The 17,695-nt window shown below is 38.3% G+C and carries 13 protein-coding genes; 6 read left to right on the forward strand and 7 right to left on the reverse strand.

Going from position 1 to position 17,695, the window contains the following annotated elements; all coding sequences use genetic code 11:
• Position 1: 1 nt before the first annotated feature.
• From QNI22_RS01465 to QNI22_RS01475, 3 genes are all read left to right on the forward strand, one after another.
• Complete coding sequence (locus QNI22_RS01465; protein ID WP_314508820.1) at positions 2-2,236, forward strand: PAS domain S-box protein; 2,235 nt, start codon at positions 2-4, stop codon at positions 2,234-2,236.
• A 123-nt stretch (positions 2,237-2,359) separates the two neighbouring features.
• Complete coding sequence (locus tag QNI22_RS01470; RefSeq protein ID WP_314508821.1) at positions 2,360-4,513, forward strand: alpha-L-fucosidase; 2,154 nt, start codon at positions 2,360-2,362, stop codon at positions 4,511-4,513.
• A gap of 234 nt (positions 4,514-4,747) precedes the next feature.
• Positions 4,748-5,530 carry an MBL fold metallo-hydrolase gene (locus QNI22_RS01475; protein ID WP_313997152.1) on the forward strand — a complete coding sequence of 261 codons (783 nt, stop codon included), beginning with the start codon at positions 4,748-4,750 and terminating at the stop codon, positions 5,528-5,530.
• 6 nt (positions 5,531-5,536) lie between these two features.
• Here QNI22_RS01475 and QNI22_RS01480 read toward each other — a convergent pair whose 3' ends face one another.
• Positions 5,537-6,619: a winged helix DNA-binding domain-containing protein gene (locus QNI22_RS01480; protein ID WP_314508822.1), complete on the reverse strand. Its 1,083-nt coding sequence runs from the start codon at positions 6,617-6,619 to the stop codon at positions 5,537-5,539.
• A gap of 226 nt (positions 6,620-6,845) precedes the next feature.
• Between QNI22_RS01480 and QNI22_RS01485 the strand changes: the two genes are divergently transcribed.
• Complete coding sequence (locus QNI22_RS01485) at positions 6,846-9,146, forward strand: GH92 family glycosyl hydrolase (protein ID WP_314508823.1); 2,301 nt, start codon at positions 6,846-6,848, stop codon at positions 9,144-9,146.
• Positions 9,147-9,218: 72 nt separating this feature from the next.
• Here the strand turns inward: QNI22_RS01485 and QNI22_RS01490 are convergent, their stop codons facing one another.
• From QNI22_RS01490 to QNI22_RS01500, 3 genes are all read right to left on the reverse strand, one after another.
• Complete coding sequence (locus QNI22_RS01490; RefSeq protein ID WP_314508824.1) at positions 9,219-10,472, reverse strand: DUF4097 family beta strand repeat-containing protein; 1,254 nt, start codon at positions 10,470-10,472, stop codon at positions 9,219-9,221.
• Positions 10,473-10,643: 171 nt separating this feature from the next.
• On the reverse strand, positions 10,644-11,225 hold the full coding sequence (locus QNI22_RS01495) for a hypothetical protein (RefSeq protein WP_314508825.1): 582 nt from the start codon (positions 11,223-11,225) through the stop codon (positions 10,644-10,646).
• A 68-nt stretch (positions 11,226-11,293) separates the two neighbouring features.
• Complete coding sequence (locus tag QNI22_RS01500; protein WP_314508826.1) at positions 11,294-11,836, reverse strand: RNA polymerase sigma factor; 543 nt, start codon at positions 11,834-11,836, stop codon at positions 11,294-11,296.
• Between the two features lie 198 nt (positions 11,837-12,034).
• On the opposite strand from QNI22_RS01500, the gene QNI22_RS01505 reads away from it, so the two are divergent.
• On the forward strand, positions 12,035-12,916 hold the full coding sequence (locus QNI22_RS01505; protein ID WP_314508827.1) for a sugar phosphate isomerase/epimerase family protein: 882 nt from the start codon (positions 12,035-12,037) through the stop codon (positions 12,914-12,916).
• Positions 12,917-13,009: 93 nt separating this feature from the next.
• Here the strand turns inward: QNI22_RS01505 and QNI22_RS01510 are convergent, their stop codons facing one another.
• Together QNI22_RS01510 and QNI22_RS01515 are read right to left on the reverse strand one after the other, a co-directional pair.
• Positions 13,010-13,858: a sugar phosphate isomerase/epimerase family protein gene (locus QNI22_RS01510; protein ID WP_314508828.1), complete on the reverse strand. Its 849-nt coding sequence runs from the start codon at positions 13,856-13,858 to the stop codon at positions 13,010-13,012.
• 48 nt (positions 13,859-13,906) lie between these two features.
• On the reverse strand, positions 13,907-14,707 hold the full coding sequence (locus tag QNI22_RS01515) for a lysophospholipid acyltransferase family protein (protein WP_314508829.1): 801 nt from the start codon (positions 14,705-14,707) through the stop codon (positions 13,907-13,909).
• 336 nt (positions 14,708-15,043) lie between these two features.
• On the opposite strand from QNI22_RS01515, the gene QNI22_RS01520 reads away from it, so the two are divergent.
• The gene (locus tag QNI22_RS01520) at positions 15,044-16,270 is read left to right on the forward strand and encodes a 3-phosphoshikimate 1-carboxyvinyltransferase (protein WP_314508830.1); all 1,227 of its coding nucleotides are present in this window, start codon (positions 15,044-15,046) and stop codon (positions 16,268-16,270) included.
• 116 nt (positions 16,271-16,386) lie between these two features.
• Here QNI22_RS01520 and QNI22_RS01525 read toward each other — a convergent pair whose 3' ends face one another.
• Entirely contained in the window at positions 16,387-17,661 is a 1,275-nt protein-coding gene (locus QNI22_RS01525) for a sugar MFS transporter (RefSeq protein WP_314508831.1), read from the reverse strand.
• Positions 17,662-17,695 lie beyond the last annotated feature (34 nt).

Below are 17,695 nucleotides of genomic sequence, written 5' to 3' on the forward strand. Positions count from 1 at the left end.
AATGGAAGGTCTGTTTAAAATTTTATTTGAATCGGCTCCAGAGGCGACTCTTGTCGTTACTACTTTAGGAGAGATAATGCTGGCTAATAATCAGGTAGAAAGATTGTTTGGATATACGAAAGAGGAGTTAATAGGAAGAGAAATCGAAATACTTTTACCTGTTGAGATGGTGGGCATGCATAAACTACATCGATTGGAATATGTAAAATCTCCCGGGCTGAGGGAAATGGGAAGTGGACGCGAACTGGCTGCTTGCCACAAAAATGGATCTGAACTATTGGTAGAAGTTAGCTTGAGTCCTTTGCAGCTTGAAAATGATGTGCTAATAGCTGTTGCTGTTCGGGATGTAACAGAACGAAGAAAATTAAATACACAACTAAAAATTAGCGAACAGCAGTTTAAAGGAGCTTTTGAATACTCTGCTGTTGGAATGGCCCTGGTATCCTTGGGAGGGAAGTGGATGCGTGTAAACAAGAGTCTTTGCCAACTGCTGGGATATACAGAAGAGGAGTTTCTGCTAACAGATTTTCAACAACTGACCCATGCAGAAGATCTGGAAGGTGATCTTCTATTAGTAGAAAAGATAATAAAAGGAGAAATTGACAGCTATCAGCTTGAGAAAAGATACTTTCATAAGAATGGTAATATAATCTGGGCGTTGCTAAATGTTTCACTTGTAAAAGATATACAAGGAACCCCTTTACATTTTATTTCCCAAATACAGGATATTACTGAGTGGAAACGTTCTGAACAATTACTACTTGAGCGGGATGCCTTACTTTCTAAGCTTTCTGCACAAGTACCTGGGGCAATTTTCCAGTATCAGCTTTTTCCAGATGGAACTTCTTCTTTTCCTTTTACCAGTCAGGGAGTACTAGATATTTATGAATTGACCTCGGAAGAGTTGAAAAAGAAAGGATCATTGGTAAGAGAACGACTTCATCCCGACGATTATGCAAGAACAATAGCTTCTATTCAGGAGTCCTTTCAGACCCTTTCTCTATGGTTACAGGAATATCGTGTGCTTTTACCCAAAAAAGGAATACGATGGATTCAAGGCAATGCAAAGCCTGAAAGACAACGGGATGGAAGCGTGTTATGGCATGGCTATCTTACTGATATAACAGAACGCAAAAAAACAGAACTGGCTCTGATAGAAAGTGAGCAACGTTGGCAATTTGCTTTGGAAGGCTCAGGTGATGGTGTTTGGGACTGGCATATACCCTCGGGGCAGGTTTTTTATTCCAATCGCTGGAAGAGTATGCTAGGATATGAAGCCAATGAGATTGGAGATCAAAGAGAAGAATGGACTACCCGTATACATCCTCAGGATCGTCTACCACATGATAGAGAGCTAAATAAATATCTTTCCGGAGAAGTTGATGTGTATATTAATGAGTATCGTATTCGTCGTAAAGATGGTACTTATCAGTGGATATTATCCAGAGGAAAGGTGATTTTGTATGATGAAAAAGGGAAGCCTGTTCGGATGATAGGCACTCTCTCAGATATAAGCTGGCAAAAGAACAAAGAGACTGAACTAACACAGGCGTTGAATATTGTAAACGAGCAAAACAAACGCCTGCTTAACTTTGCCTATATAGTTTCTCATAACCTTCGATCGCATACTGTCAATCTGGAAATGATGCTTATTTTTCTGGAAGACGAAAATATGCAGGATGAACGGGAACAAACGATAGGTTATCTGAATCGTATTTCCAAATCATTAAGTGAGACTGTTGGACACTTAGTAGAGGTAGTGGATATTCAGTCTAATCCGAATCAGCCACGTCAGCATCTGAACCTGAGAGATTATATTCAGAAAACTGTTTCTTCCCTCACAAAAGATATCAATATAAATAAAGTTAAAATTGTCAATAATGTTTCTCCTTTGGTATCAGTGGATTATAATCCTGCCTATCTGGAGAATATACTTCTAAACTTTATATCCAATGGTATACGCTATCGGCATCCGGAACGTGAACCTATCATCTCATTGGATGTTTTCTATGAAAACGAAAAACTGTTATTAAAAATTGGAGATAATGGAATAGGTATAGATCTGGAAGGAAACGGGAGAGAATTATTTGGCATGTATAAGACATTTCATGGAAATCCGGATGCAAAAGGTATTGGTTTGTTTATTACAAAGAATCAGGTTGAGGCTATGGGTGGAAAGATCGAAGTTGAGAGTAAAGTGGATGCAGGCACAACCTTCAAGATTTATTTTAGATGATAAGATTTGAAATGAACGATTCCTTTTTCTGAACTAGCATTTTTTGATAGATCACTATAGCATAACTTGGAGAATATCCCTTTCTCTCCTTACCTTGCTGTTGATCTACCCTCACTTACTTCTATGACAAAAAGGAATTATTATATTTTCTTTCTTTTATTCTTTTGTACTCTATATACTCATTCAACCTTCTCTCAGATTTCTCCGCAAGCTTTGAAGCAGTGGAAAGACCAGAAATACTCAATGTTTATTCATTGGGGAGGTATCTATTCTGTATTAGGAGGTGTATGGGATGGAAAGCCCATTGATCGGGGACTAAGTGAACAAATACAGGCACATGCTGGTATTTATAGTGATACCTATGCAAACGTTGCCAAAAAGTTTAATCCTATCTATTGGAATGCAGATTCTATTGCTCTACTTGCCAAAGAAGCAGGCATGCGTTCTATTGTAATCACATCCAAACATCATGATGGATTTTGTATGTGGAATACCCGTAGTACTGATTTTGATGTAGTAGATGCAACTCCTTTTAAGCGTGATGTACTGAAAGAGCTTTCTGATGCTTGTAAACGCCATGAAATCAGCTTTGGGCTTTATTTTTCACTCATAGACTGGCATTATCCGGAAGCATCCCCAATCTCCAGCCATAATTCAGATAGAATAACGCCTTCCCATCATGAATACAACAAACAACAGCTGACAGAATTGCTTACCAATTATGGTTCTGTCACAGAAATATGGTTTGACATGGGATCACAAAGTTTACAGCAAAGTCAGGAATTGCGGGAACTAGTACATAGACTACAACCTGACTGTATGATAGGAAGTCGTATCGGAAATGATATGGGTGATTTTACTGTAATGGGTGATAATCAGGAACCAGATTATGTAATTGAGGTGCCCTGGCAATCTCCTGCTTCCTTTTTTGATGAAACATGGGGGTATCGTTCCTGGCAGAAACGAGTTCCTTTGGAGGAGAAACAGAAAGAGAAGTTGACCAGTCTGATACGGGTAGTAAGTCGTGGAGGAAAGTATTTGCTGAATATTGGTCCAAAGGGAGATGGATCGGTTGTTCCTTATGAAAAAGAAGTTTTGTTGAAAACAGGGGAGTGGCTGAAAAAGAATAGTGAGGCCATATATGGAGTTAATCCAGATCCATTTCACACACCTTTTGAATGGGGTAGTGTAACATCCAGTTCTGATAAATTGTATCTGCATCTTCTTTCTCTACCCCAAAATAATACAATTGTTTTGCCTGGGCTTACAGGGAAAATAAAATCTGTTGAGGTATTAGGGAATAAAAAATACAAGATTAAACTGAGTTCTAAATCAGATGGTGTTGTTTTGACATTGCCAGAAGGATTGGATGTATCAAAAGAATTTCAGGTTATCGGAATAACATTTTCTAATGGATATAAAGTTGCTCCATTTCCTGTTACTAAAGAAATAAGACAAAACGAGATTGTGCTAAGCTCCACCAATGCATTTAAGCATTATAGCAACTCAGGTATTGATTACAATACACGTTATCTAAGCACCGTAAAAGAATCCTGGAATGTACAACCTGCAACTACAGGCAAATGGACACCTGTACTCTATTATAGTGCGGAAGAGAAAGGAAAGAAATTAGACATTCAGATTACTGATAAAACCCAGCAAATTACATTAGACGGTAGAGAAGTGGTGAAGTTACAGAATAATCTGACTGCTTTAATCTGGAGCCCACTCTATCTGGCTGGACCTTTCTATTCTGGAATTGAAGGGGTACATGGAGATGTAACCAAACTGACTACCACCGCAGCCTGGGAAAATAAACCCTGGACACCACAATCTGAATGGAAACAAGGAGAAACTTATACCATTCCCTCTGAATCCAGTACAGCCTGGTATGTATTACAGGAAATAACATCTGCTGAAGCTCAATCTCTTTTAATCCGAATAACCAGTGGAGATGCTGTACTGGTATTATTAAATGGAAAACAATTGCTGATTCATAATAATCCTGAAAAGGTTAAAAGTCTGGAAGATATGATCCTATTGCCGCTGCAAAAAGGAAAGAACCAGTTACTAATTAAACTATACAATTACTTTCAGAAAGAAATTCCATTTTCTTTAAGTGCTCAGATTCCACAGGAGTTGTATAAGTTGCCCTTACCTTCTGTATCTTTACAGGCAGGATCTATATATCCGTTTAGCTGGAAATGGCATCAACCTCTTTCGCCACATTATACCTTGATTGTTCCTAATCTTTCACTACAGTTGATAAAGCAATAGTATAGATTTTAATGCGATAATAGACTCTATTTTCATTTTGGTTTGTTTTACAGCAGAATCAGAAATGACTGTTGACATAAGGTTGTCACAAACAATACTTTTATTTAGGAAACGTTGAAACTAAACAGTCCCTATTGTCATTAGCTTAACTAGTAGGTTATATAATTTGCTAGTAATAGTAAGGACCATCTGGTTTGACTATTTGTCCAAAAAATAGTTTCTTTGTATATACATATGTCATTGTTTATTGCCTCTCTTAATTCTGGTAGCAATGGAAATTGTTACTATATCGGAAATGATACCGAAGCCATATTAGTAGATGCCGGGATTTCATGCCGGGAAACTGAACTTCGTATGGCTCGACTGGGATTATCTATGCAACAGGTAAAAGCTGTATTTATTTCACATGAACACTGGGATCATATACGTGGATTGCCTGTTCTGGCTAAAAAATACCATCTGCCTGTCTATATTACTCCACAAACAATGCAGCAAGCTGGTTTGTATGGTAAACGGTTAACTACTCTGCCCTTTCAGGCTCATCAGCCTATTCAGATTGGCGGATTGCAGATCACTGCTTTTCCAAAATTGCATGACGCAGCAGATCCGCATAGTTTTATTGTTTCCTATAATGATGTAACTGTTGGCATACTTACAGATATTGGTACCTGCTGCGATAATGTAGTTGAGTATTTTAAAAAGTGCCAGGCTGTATTTCTGGAGTCTAATTTTGATGAAGTAATGCTCGACAAGGGCGGATACCCTGCTTATTTGAAAAAACGTATCAGAAGTATGTATGGGCATTTGTCAAATGATCAGGCACTTGAACTTTTCAGAACATGTAAATCGTCTGATCTAACCCATGTGCTATTATCACATTTGTCAAAAAATAATAATAATCCATTGCTGGCAAAAGCATTGTTTGAAGCACATGCAGGTGACACAGAAGTTATTATAGCTTCCAGAGATGAAGCAACTGCTGTTTTTAAAATATCAGGTTCATCGGTACTGATTTAGATTGTTTCATCTGGAAATATTCAGGGTATAACCTTCTGGTAATTCCAGAAAAGAAGCATATTGTCGGGCTACTTCATGGAGAGACTGCTCCTCATTCTCTTTAAGACTACGGAATAAAGTAATATCTACCTGTACAGATGCTTTTCTCAGTGTTCGTTTCCATGTCCCTGTTATCTGTCCGTTTACAATCAATGTGTTGCTAAAGAGAATATTCCCCCTGGGTATTTGTGTTTGTTTGTCTGTGAGGACTTCCCGATTGGCATAACCAACAATATACTCATCGTAGTTAGGGAGCAGATATACTTTGGTTGATTCATCATTGATTGGAGATGCGGATTCTGCAAACCAATATGTTTGATTATCGATAGTTTCTTGTACCAGATTGGATTGTATCAACGCCAAACCTTTTCGTGCATCTGTGACAGATAATCCTGACCACCATATATAATCTTTTAGTGTAGCAGGACCATGACTGGTAAAATAACGTAAGCTAAGTTTAGCCAATGCTTCTTCTTTGGATAAAGGATTTACAAAAGGTGCACATTCAGTTAGCAACCTATATGTATGATGTTTTCCTTTTAATCCACCACTGCATACAATACCTTCCTGTTCTGCTTGTATCATAATGTGTGAAATTCCTTCCTGGGTCACAGATAATCCAGCCTCCTGTAAGGACAAAAGAAGTTCAGGACGGGTTTTTTGTTGATTACCTGTCAGAGTTTCTTGCAAGTGGTTAAGACAACGTTCCATAAAGGGTCGTTCCAAACCATATTTGCTACAATAAGGGGCATTCAGAGCCTTAACCTTATGTGATGTAATCGCTAAAATCCATTGTATATCTTCAGGTGTTACAAAATGCCAGGTAGGACGCATTATGTGTGTACGAATAATTCTGCCATCTGTTAATGCGGCATCTATGGCTTTATCTGTTATTGCCGGACAACGTTGTGCAATGGCCCATTTAGCTCCTGCATAATCCTGTGCCTGTACAGCTCCCAACCACTGTACAACTTCCTCTGGTTTGGTAAAGAATGAGGTTAGAAGTTGTTGATTATGAAGTCGGGTATGAATCAGATGGGTAGAGGTCATAAGCAAGGTTTTTGTATTTCTGATAAAGTTATATAGATATACAAAGAAAAGATGCATCAGTGACAATGTTATGTCAGCAGTTCAAAAGATATAAACTATTTTCTCATTGCATCTGAATTGACTAAAACCTGAGTTTGTTATCACATAGTTGAGGAAATTGTGTATAATTGAAAATGTTGTCAATTTTAAGACAGCTTTCTTATTCGTTCAATCCCGTACAACCTCAATGAAAAAAACGTTTATCTCGTTACTTATTCTGCTTCAATCAACAGCTTTTGCGCAGACAAAAAACACACCCAATTTAATTCCATTTGTAAAACCCATTATTGGTACACAAAAAATGGGACATACATTTCCAGGTGCAACCGTACCATTTGGCATGGTGCAACTGAGTCCGGATACTGACACACTGAGTTATGAAAAAAATGGAAAATACAATCCGGATATGTATCGGTATTGTGCAGGTTATCAGTATGATGATCGTACTATTGTTGGATTCAGCCATACACATTTCAGTGGTACCGGACATTCCGATCTGGGAGATTTTCTGATTATGCCCACAACAGGCGCATTGCAGTTAAATCCTGGCACAGCCAATAATCCGGCTGGTGGTTATCGATCTGCATTTTCACATGCAAATGAACTCGCTGAGCCTGCTTACTACAAAGTAAAACTGGATGATCATAATATCACTGCCGAGCTTACTGCCAGCAACAGAGTAGGTTTCCATCAATACACTTTTCCTGCATCCGATCAGTCACACATTATTCTGGATCTGATGGCAGGTATCTATAATTATGAAAATAAGAATGTATGGACATTTGTTCGGGTTGAAAACGATACGTTGATTACCGGATACAGACAAACTACAGGATGGGCGCGTACTCGTACGGTATATTTTGCCATGTCCTTTTCTAAGCCTTTTTATCAATACGGCAGTCAGAATAATTCCAAGAAGGAAGTATATCGCGGTTTCTGGGGAAGATTTGATCAGGCGCATAACTTTCCGGAGATGGCTGGTCGGCAGTTAAGAGCTTATTTTGATTTCAAAACGACAGAAGGGGAGAAGATCAAAATCAAGTTTGCATTATCTCCGGTAAGCACAGAAGGTGCTTTACGAAATATGCGGACTGAAATTCCTCACTGGAATTTTGATCAGGTAAAACAGGAAAGTCAGTCACTCTGGAACAAAGAATTAAGCAAGGTGACAGTTGAGATGTTGAATGCAGATGAAAAGATTAACTTCTATACAGGTGTGTATCATGCATTCCTGGGACCAACCACCTATATGGATGTAGATGGTTCGTATAAAGGATTAGACCAAAACATCCACAAAGCCAATGGGTTTACCAATTACACTACTTTCTCCTTATGGGATACCTATCGTGCGTTACATCCGTTGTTTAATGTATTGCAGCCCAAACGGAATGCAGATATGGTACAATCCATGCTGGCACATTATGACCAGAGTGTACATAAAATGCTACCTGTCTGGTCACATTATGCAAATGAGAACTGGTGTATGATTGGTTATCACAGTGTGCCTGTTATTGCAGATGCTATTATGAAAGGCAATGCTCCCTTTGATGCGATGAAAGCTTTGGAAGCTTGTGCTACTACCGCGCGTCATAAGAGTTTTGATGGAATTGGGTATTATATGGAACAAGGATATGTGCCAGATGACAAAAGTTCTTCGTCTGTTTCCAAAACGCTGGAATATGCGTATGATGACTGGTGTATTGCCCAGATGGCAAAAAAGCTAAATCGTATGGATTTGTATGAAGAGTTTAGCAAACGGGCATTAAATTATAAAAATGTCTACGATGCTTCTATTGGTTTTATGCGTCCTAAACTGAGCAATGGAAGTTTTAAGACCCAATTTGATGTATTAAGTACACACAATCAGGGATTCATTGAAGGAAATGCCTGGAATTATAGTCTATATGTGCCACATGATCCGGCAGCAATGATACAGATGATGGGAGGGGATAAACGTTTTATTCCTCATCTGGATTCTTTGTTTACGATGGATCTGCCTGATAAATTTTTTGCAGAAACTGAAGATATTACCCGGGATGGTATTATTGGAAATTATGTACATGGTAATGAACCTGCACACCATGTGGCCTATCTGTATAACTGGACAACTCAACCCTGGAAAACTCAGGATCGCATTCGTATGATTTTGAAGAAGATGTATCATCCAACACCTGATGGGCTAGGTGGAAACGATGATTGTGGACAAATGAGTGCCTGGTATATTTTTAGTTCGCTAGGCTTTTATCCAGTATGCCCTGGATCTGAGCAATATGCATTGGGTAGCCCAGCTGTTAAAACGGCTTCTATTCAACTGGAGAATGGAAAAGTATTCACTATTGAAGCTAAAAGCCAGAGTGATAAAAATGTATATGTACAAAAGGTTTTATTGAATGGAAAGCCTTTGACTCAGCGTTACATTACACATACGGATATACTGAATGGAGGTAATCTGGTATTTTATATGGCAAGTAAACCTGTGAAAAAATAGTAGTGAGTAAATAAAAACGGAGCAGTTATCTGCTCCGTTTTTAAGATTTTGTAACCTCTAAACCTATAACAATCAATCATTGATTTTAAAGTCAACATCTCCATAGCGGGAACTTACCCGGATGTTGCTGCCCGATGATTTACCAAAAGAACCTACATAATTTTTAGAACTGCCACTTTTTTCTACAGAGGTAAAATGTGCTCCTGATTCATTCCAGTCCAGATCCGCAAAGGAAACCTTGATATCAAAGTCAAAGCCTAAACTGGAGGGTATACGTAAGTCAATGTCGCTAAAGCTGCCATCTATGTCAAATGATTTAAAACCTTTGCCATTTGTTCCCATATCTACGCTGCCATATTTAGCCTTTACTTTCGCTGCTTGTATATTTCTAACTTCCAGTTCTGAAAAACTGCTTTCAATGGTTAGATTATTCCCTTCTGTAATCTCCATATTTGAATAAGAAGCCTTGATTTCTCCACTTTTGCAATAACCAATCCGTCCATCTCCAAACGATACCTTTACATAGTTGTCCGCATTATTGAGTTTTTCAGCTTTTAGACTCCCATAAGAGCATTGCAAATCACTTTTGCCATTGATATCTGCCACATAGGTATCCCCAAAAGAGTTTTTGATACGCAAAGGATTGTTACGTGGCATATTAACAGTATAGTTAATTTCAAAGCTTTGCTTGCCACCACTCCAGTTGTTCATATTGTCAAATTGAGTTTTTACCAGAATTTCGTTTTCGGATGAATTTTCATTGACAACAATATTTATTCTGTCTAATAATGTTTGTGCTTTGGATTCACTGGAAGATTTGGCTATCATAACCACATCGACAGATGCTTCTTGTTTATCCCAAGTGTTAATGTGAACTTTACCAAACTTATTTTCAATAGCCAACCTGTCGTTGGAACCTAACTTAAAGGTTTTGGAAAACTTTTTGGTTTTCTCCTCATCATATCGATGAGCGTATGTATCTCTATCAGAACTATGATTGGAGAGCGCCTCCTGTGTTGCCTCTGCTACTTCTCTACCCGCAGTGGCTACCTGATCACTTACATCCTGCCAGGTTTCTTCTTCAGCAAGGGTTTCTCCAACTCTTTGTGCTGCAATGCTCACATTTGTCCCAATCCGAATCCCAAGATCACGAAAGGTTGTGCCTATTTCTTCTCCAATAGCTCTCCAGTCTTTTTCCTGGCAATTTGTATTGGATCTGGATTTTCGTTTTGAAGTTTCTTCCTTCCTGTCCTGGGCATATGTATGCGTGCATACTCCCAGAATAATTAATAGTATAAACCAGCTGCTTTTCTGTTTGCGTCTCATCTTTTTAATTGTTAATTACTTAAGTGCTGAGAATGACCTCTAACTATTTGTTTCTTACTGTAAGACGCTGTGCATAAGCGCAGTATTCGTCTGTACGTTACCTCTGTTTTCATAGGATGCCTCAGGATAGTTTTGGCGCCTTGAATCTAAGCCTTCCAGCATCTGTGGTAATTATATACTGAGTGATTTGGGTTCTTTTCTTTGATTTTTATTTACACGCTGAAGTGTTTCAATTTGCTGCCTGATTATTTCTACCCGTAGTTGAAGGTTTTTAACCATCGCTGCTATAATTCGATCTTTATTGGGTTCTGTTACCAGTTCTTTTTTTAGATTTTTATAGGTTGAATCAAGTACAGCCAGATCTTCATTGAAATCATCCTTTAAACCTAGAGCCTCCACTTCTTTAGGATCAAGCAATGCCTTTTCTTCATTAATCAGACTTGTATAATAAGCCTCTGCCTGAGCTAATTCGGGACTAATCTGGGTTACGTTCAGATTTGCCGTTGCTACTCTGCCTTCTGGTGTGCCTTCTGCCGAATATCTGCCTAGTTGAAAGACACCATAACCCATTACAAATACTATGATAGCTGCAGCGGCATAGCGCATCATAGGTGTTTGAAACCACAACAGCCGTATCGATTTTTTTTCCTTTTCATTTAGTTTTTGTTCTATTCCTTTCCACAAATCAGAGCCAGGGTCGAATGTGTCAAATTCCTGCCGGTTGTTCCTGATAAATTGCTCTAGCTTACTCATAGAATTATTTTTTATAAGGGTATTTCTTGTTTACTCTTCTCTTTTAGAATGAATTAATATCTCTACGTTTATTTTTTAATTAGTTGCATTAATTTTTGTTTCGCTCTGCTATATTGTGATTTAGAAGTTGATTCGCTAATGTTCAGAATTTCTGCGATCTCTTGATGGTCATAGCCCTCCAGTAAGTACAAAGACAATACCACTCTGTAGCCTTCTGGCAATAATTGTATAGCATTACGAATTGTATCAATTTGAAAGTTCATCTCTTCTTCGTCTTCTGAATCATTTGTTTCTTCAAAATCATGTTCCTCAATCGATGACCATTGAACCCGTCTTTTACGAAGTACAGCTAAAGCCTGATTGATTACAATTTTCTTTAACCAGCTTCCGAATGTCGAATCTCCTTTGAAATTAGTTATATGCTGAAAGGCATTTAGAAATGCTTCCTGTAATGCATCTTCTGCTTCTGCATAGTTATTAGTGATTCGTATAGCAACATTAAACATTGCCTTAGAATATAGCTTATACACCTCATACTGAGCCTTTCGGTCACCGAGACGACACCGTTCAATAATCGGCTGATGAATATCATAGAAAACTTGCGCTTCCAAGTAGTCAGTATACGTGTTAGGTTTAGAGTAAGGTCTTGGATATAGAGTCTTTGACTAGTCTATAAGAATCTATATAGCTTTATTGTAATTACTTTCATCCAAAAGAGTAATAAAAGAAAATAAAGGTTGCATGGAGGTGAAAAAAAAATCTATATTTCTTTCGAATTGAATAATAACCTGATAAAATAGTAATTACATATGAAGAAATATCTATTGACTGTATTGCTGGTTTTCTCTGTTCTAAGTTTTTCAGTGGCTCAGAATACTGGAAAGAGTTTAAAAATGCAATTCTTTTGTCCTAAGTGGGGCGCTGAATCATTGTCATGGGAGGATTTTTGTAAAAAAGTAAAAGATGCAGGATATGATGGGGTTGAAGCGCCTTTTCCTGCAGAGGAAACAGAACGTAAAAAAGCTGTGGATGCCTTAAGGAAGTATGATCTGTTGTATGTTGGGATGATCTTTTACAATCCTGCTCCACAAGCACATCTGAAAGAGTATGAACAACAGATTCGCACAGTGGCAACTATGAAGCCTGTTTTTATCAATAGTCACACAGGAAAAGACTTTACTGCATTTGAACAGAATAAAGCTGTGATTGATGTTGCAGATAGAGTATCAAAAGAAATTGGAATCAAAATTATTCATGAAACACATCGTGGTAGATTTAGCTATGCGGCTAATGTTACAAAAAACTACTTGGATAAAATACCTTCACTAAGGCTAACACTGGATATCTCTCACTGGTGTGCTGTCCATGAATCTTATCTGGATGATCAGTCTGATGCCATACAAACTGTTTTAGAACGTACAGATCATATTCATTCTCGTGTAGGACATCCGGAAGGACCACAGGTTTCAGATCCTCGTGCCCCCGAATGGAAAGTGGCACTAGACAAGCATCTCGCCTGGTGGGACAAAGTGGTGGCTTTACACAAGCAAAAAGGCACACCGCTTACAGTTACTACAGAGTTTGGACCTCCAGGGTATTTACCAACCTTACCATTTACTAATCAGCCTGTTACCAGCCAATGGGATGTAAATGTATATATGATGCAATTATTGAAACAACGTTACCAATAAAATATCTTTTAAAACAAATACCCTCCTCATTATAGCTAATTACCTAGCGACATGTGGAGGGTATTGTAAAAGCTTTATAAAGCTATCTGATAGTTAGAACATTGGCTTAAGGAAGGCAATACTATGAGGAACTTGTTCTAACGAACGAGGTGACTCATCTTCAATATAGAAATGTTTGATGCCAATCTGACGAGCTTGTTTGATGATATCAGTAATGTTCAGATCTCCTTCTCCCAGAGTCATATCATTGTCGACATCCATTGTACCGAACTGATTTCCTGCAGTTCCTTTTTTACGATCCTTTACATGCATGGCTTTCCAGCGGGTAGGATATTTTTTCATCCAGGCTACAGGATTATGACCGGGGTGTTGTGTCCATAAAATATCCATTTCAAAGTTCACATAAGATGGATTGGTTCGGGTAATTATTTCGTCCATTAGATAGTGATCTTTGTAGGAACGAAATTCATAACCATGATTATGATATAATAGCGATAATTCATTTGCTGCCAGAGTTTTTCCCGCTTCATTAAATACTTTTACTGCTTTTTCGACATCCTGGATTGTAAATTCTGTACCATTATGGGGTATCCATGCACACATAACAGTTTTTACACCCAGTATTTTCGCTTCACTAATTACAGTTTTTAATTTTTCAGGATCTGCAAGCTGATCAAAACCTGCACCTGTTCCGGTAGGTTTGATTCCATATTCGTCCAGTATAGTTTTAAAAGATTTGGCATCCATACCATAATAACCAGCTACTTCACAATAGGTAATTCCCATATCCTTTACTTTCTGCATAGTGCCTTTTACATCTTTAGCAAACTGCTCACGAAAGCTATATAATTGTACACCCACTGGTGACTGAGCTTGGGATAAACTGCTAACTGTTAGGAATACCATAAAAAGTGCAACTATAAAACTTAGAGATTTGTGCATGAGACTGTTAAATAAGGAGTTAGTAGATTGTATATTTAAGTAATGATATTATTTCATCCATTTCATTTTTTCAACGGGCACTTCTTGTTCTATCAATTGACGAATGTGCTCGACAATGTCTTCTACAGATAAAGAGGGATCAAATCGTACAGGCTCTTTGAACCGAACAGATAACTGAGTATTTGTTTTTCGGAATATCAGTCCCTTTTTATCAAATGCCCTGCGAAATCCATTGATGACTACTGGTACCACAATTGGATTAAATTCTTTGATCATATGCGCTGTGCCTTTACGAATGGGAGCATAGGGACTGGTAGTTCCCTGTGGAAAGCTTACAACCCATCCTTCCTGTAATGCTTTGCCAATCCGATCCTGTCCACTAGTGTCTACATCTCGTTTCACCTCTTTGCCATTGGCCCTCCATGATCTTTCCACAGTGACTGCACCTGCAAGGCTTAGTAGTTTGGGTATAATTCCTTTATTCATTGTCTCATTAGCTGCTACATAGTAGCTCTTTACCCGTGGTGATAACAAATAAATAGGAACTTTGATATGATCTTTAAATCCCCATTTGACACTTGAAAAGATATGATAGAAGGCAATTACATCCGCAAAATACGTTTGATGGTTGGACAGAAAAAGGACATTATGTTCTGGTAAGTCCAGAAGGTATTCTGTGCCTTCAATGTGCATTTTATTAATGACTGCATAGCGCCAGTAAGTGGCTGCGCCTACAGCAGAAATCAATGTGCGTTTAAGAATCGTAAAATTTCCAAGTTCATCTTTGTCAAATAGGCCGAAAACATCGAGTTGATTTACTATATTTTTAGGACTAAGTTTAAGCTCCATAAGTTTGCAAAAAATGTAATTATAGGGATATAAACCTCTTTTGAAGTTGTAAAGTACAGAGTAATCTGGTTTTTATACAAATTATTTGATTTTTTATTTGGTGAGATAAAAAATCTACATTTTGAGGAGTTTTTTAAGGGTTCTCTTCCAACCTACAACCGGATTGTGTAAACTTGCAGAAAAATAAGCCTTATCAACAAGCTGATTACAGATCGTATACAGATCTTCCATTCTGTTATACCAGAAAGCAGAAATCACTGAGTACATGGATTTGTTATATCCTTTTTCATGTGCTCCGGATAAATAGATTTATTCTTCAATTTAATTTTAATTGACTTGGATTTCATTCGTTTACACCATCCTACCGGAAAGATTAACACAACTATTCAATTGGCATCTTCCAAAAGTGAAAGCAACCGATCACTGGTTATTAATGCACTAAGTGGAGGTAAAGGTACGTTAACTAATTTGTCTGAAGCTCGGGATACACAAACCATGCAACGCCTTCTTGCCAGTAATGACCAGATATGGGATGTACTGGATGCCGGAACGACGATGCGCTTTCTGACAGCCTATGCCGCCATTACCAATCAGGAGAAGATCATGACAGGCACTGCCCGTATGTGTGAACGACCTATCGGACTGCTTGTAGATGCTTTAAGGGTTTTAGGTGCTACGATTGACTATGTAAAACAGGAAGGGTATCCACCTATTCATATCAAAGGATTTCAGTTTTCAGGAAAATCCCATATTCAGATAAGAGGAGATGTGAGCAGCCAGTATATCTCTGCCTTGCTTATGATTGCTCCATTGTTACCTGAAGGGTTACAATTGGAACTGACTGGTGTGATAGGCTCTCGACCCTATATAGAAATGACATTACGTCAGATGGAAGCTTTTGGTGTATATCATGAGTGGAATGGAAATATCATTCGTGTGAAACCGCAAACCTATCAGCCTACCAGCTATCAGGTAGAGTCAGACTGGTCTGGGGCTAGTTATTGGTACAGCATTGTGGCTTTGGCAGAAGAAGCAGAAATTGAATTGTTGGGTTTGAAAGAAAATTCATTACAGGGAGATAGCCATATTGCCGAGATAATGGTGCCACTAGGCGTAACTTCTACTTTTACAAAAAGAGGTGTGCTTTTGAAGAAAATAACTGCTCAGCCTTCTATTGTAGTTGATTTTTCGGATTGCCCGGACCTAGCGCAAACAGTAGCTGTTTGTTGTGCTGCAAAAGGCATTGAAGCTGAATTTACAGGTATCGAGAGTTTAAAGATCAAAGAAACAGATCGGGTAAAAGCTATTCAAAACGAACTGGGAAAATTTAATGGTGAATTAATTGAAGTCGAAATCAATCATAAATATAAAATACCTAAGCCAGTTTTACAGGACAATCATACACCTGTACGCATCCATACCTACGATGACCATCGAATGGCTATGGCATTTGCACCCTTGGGTCTACAACGGGAAACTGTAATAGAACATCCCAATGTGGTAGTAAAGTCGTACCCAGGCTTTTGGGATGATTTGCGAAAAGCAGGTTTTGTAATTTCTTGAGTCTTCTCAATACCTCTGATTTTATCAGAGGTATTTTTATTTCTGGAGAAATAATCTGGAAATAAAAAAAGGTGCAGGTAAATTACCTACACCTTTTTGATTGGTTCCATTTTTAATTACCAACTTTTTTTCTTGTGACCTGCCAATGCATAGTAGAGAATGAACAAATAGCAGGGTATAACAAGCCAGTAGGCTTGTTGTGCGTTGAGTTTATCTGTAAGCTGGCCGTATAATAGTGGAAGTATTGCACCTCCTGCTATACCCATTACCAGAATGGAAGAGCCTAATGCTGTAAAAGAGCCTAATTTGTTGAGTGCTAAGGGCCATATTGCTGGCCATACCAAAGCATTAGCAAGTCCCATACCTGCTAATAAATAAATAGATATATCTCCTTTGGTAAAAAGTGCTCCTAAAGTAAAAACCACTCCAGAAACCGCAGAGATAACTAATGCCTTGTTCTGGGTCAGATATTTAGGAATGAGGAAAATTCCTGCAATATATCCAATTACCATTCCGCTTAAAGGATAGGCAGCAAGTTTGCTGGCTTCAGATAATTTATGTCCCCAGAATTGTCCATAACCTGCAATGGTATCACCTGCAATAACTTCTACACCTACATATAAGAACAAGGCAATAAATCCTAGAACCAGATTAGGGAATGATAATACAGAAGAGTGTGTATTTGCGGCTTCTTTTGACTCATTGTCGTCTGACTGATTTACTTCTGGCAGATGACTAAAATACACCATCATGGCTAAGCCTACCAATGCTGCTGCCATAATAGAATAAGGTAAGATAACACGTTGGGCTAACTCATCCAGTTGTGCAGCTTTTGCTACATCGCTCATTGTTTTTATCTGTGCTTCCAGTTTATCTGTATCTTTCATAAAGATACTTCCCAGGAGAAGAGGGCTTAGTGTACCTGCCAGCTTATTACAGATACCCATAATACTGATACGTTGTGCGGCACTTTCGATAGGACCCAGTACTGTAATATAGGGATTGGACGCTGTTTGTAAGACGGCAAGGCCGCTACCAACAATAAACAGACCTAGCAAAAAGACACTGTAAGTACGTGTAAGTGCAGCAGGAATAAAGACCAGCATACCAATACACATAACTAACAACCCCAGAATCATTCCTTTTTTGAAACCTGTTTTTTGTAAAACCCATCCGGATGGTAAGGCCATTACAAAGTAGGAGATGTAAAAGGCAAATGTGACAAGATAGGACTCAGAAGTATTTAACTCACAAGCTAACTTCAAGTATGGAATCAGGACACTATTTGTCCAGGTGATGAAGCCGAATAAGAAAAACAGAACGCCAATGATAGCTAATGGCAATGCATAGTTTTGCTTGGTTTTTGATTGTGCAGGGGCTACTGTTTGCATTGGCGGAGAAAATAATAGGGATGGTGAAACAAAA

This window comes from Xanthocytophaga agilis (assembly GCF_030068605.1).
Taxonomy (GTDB): Bacteria; Bacteroidota; Bacteroidia; order Cytophagales; family 172606-1; genus Xanthocytophaga; species Xanthocytophaga agilis.

Coding starts and splice junctions, on each gene's coding strand:
- QNI22_RS01470 (WP_314508821.1), top strand. CDS start 2,360: ATGACAAAAAGGAATTATTATATTTTCTTTCTTTTATTCTTTTGTACT.
- QNI22_RS01475 (WP_313997152.1), top strand. CDS start 4,748: ATGTCATTGTTTATTGCCTCTCTTAATTCTGGTAGCAATGGAAATTGT.
- QNI22_RS01505 (WP_314508827.1), top strand. CDS start 12,035: ATGAAGAAATATCTATTGACTGTATTGCTGGTTTTCTCTGTTCTAAGT.
- QNI22_RS01515 (WP_314508829.1), bottom strand. CDS start 14,707: ATGGAGCTTAAACTTAGTCCTAAAAATATAGTAAATCAACTCGATGTT.
- QNI22_RS01510 (WP_314508828.1), bottom strand. CDS start 13,858: ATGCACAAATCTCTAAGTTTTATAGTTGCACTTTTTATGGTATTCCTA.
- QNI22_RS01490 (WP_314508824.1), bottom strand. CDS start 10,472: ATGAGACGCAAACAGAAAAGCAGCTGGTTTATACTATTAATTATTCTG.
- QNI22_RS01465 (WP_314508820.1), top strand. CDS start 2: ATGGAAGGTCTGTTTAAAATTTTATTTGAATCGGCTCCAGAGGCGACT.
- QNI22_RS01525 (WP_314508831.1), bottom strand. CDS start 17,661: ATGCAAACAGTAGCCCCTGCACAATCAAAAACCAAGCAAAACTATGCA.
- QNI22_RS01495 (WP_314508825.1), bottom strand. CDS start 11,225: ATGAGTAAGCTAGAGCAATTTATCAGGAACAACCGGCAGGAATTTGAC.
- QNI22_RS01480 (WP_314508822.1), bottom strand. CDS start 6,619: ATGACCTCTACCCATCTGATTCATACCCGACTTCATAATCAACAACTT.
- QNI22_RS01485 (WP_314508823.1), top strand. CDS start 6,846: ATGAAAAAAACGTTTATCTCGTTACTTATTCTGCTTCAATCAACAGCT.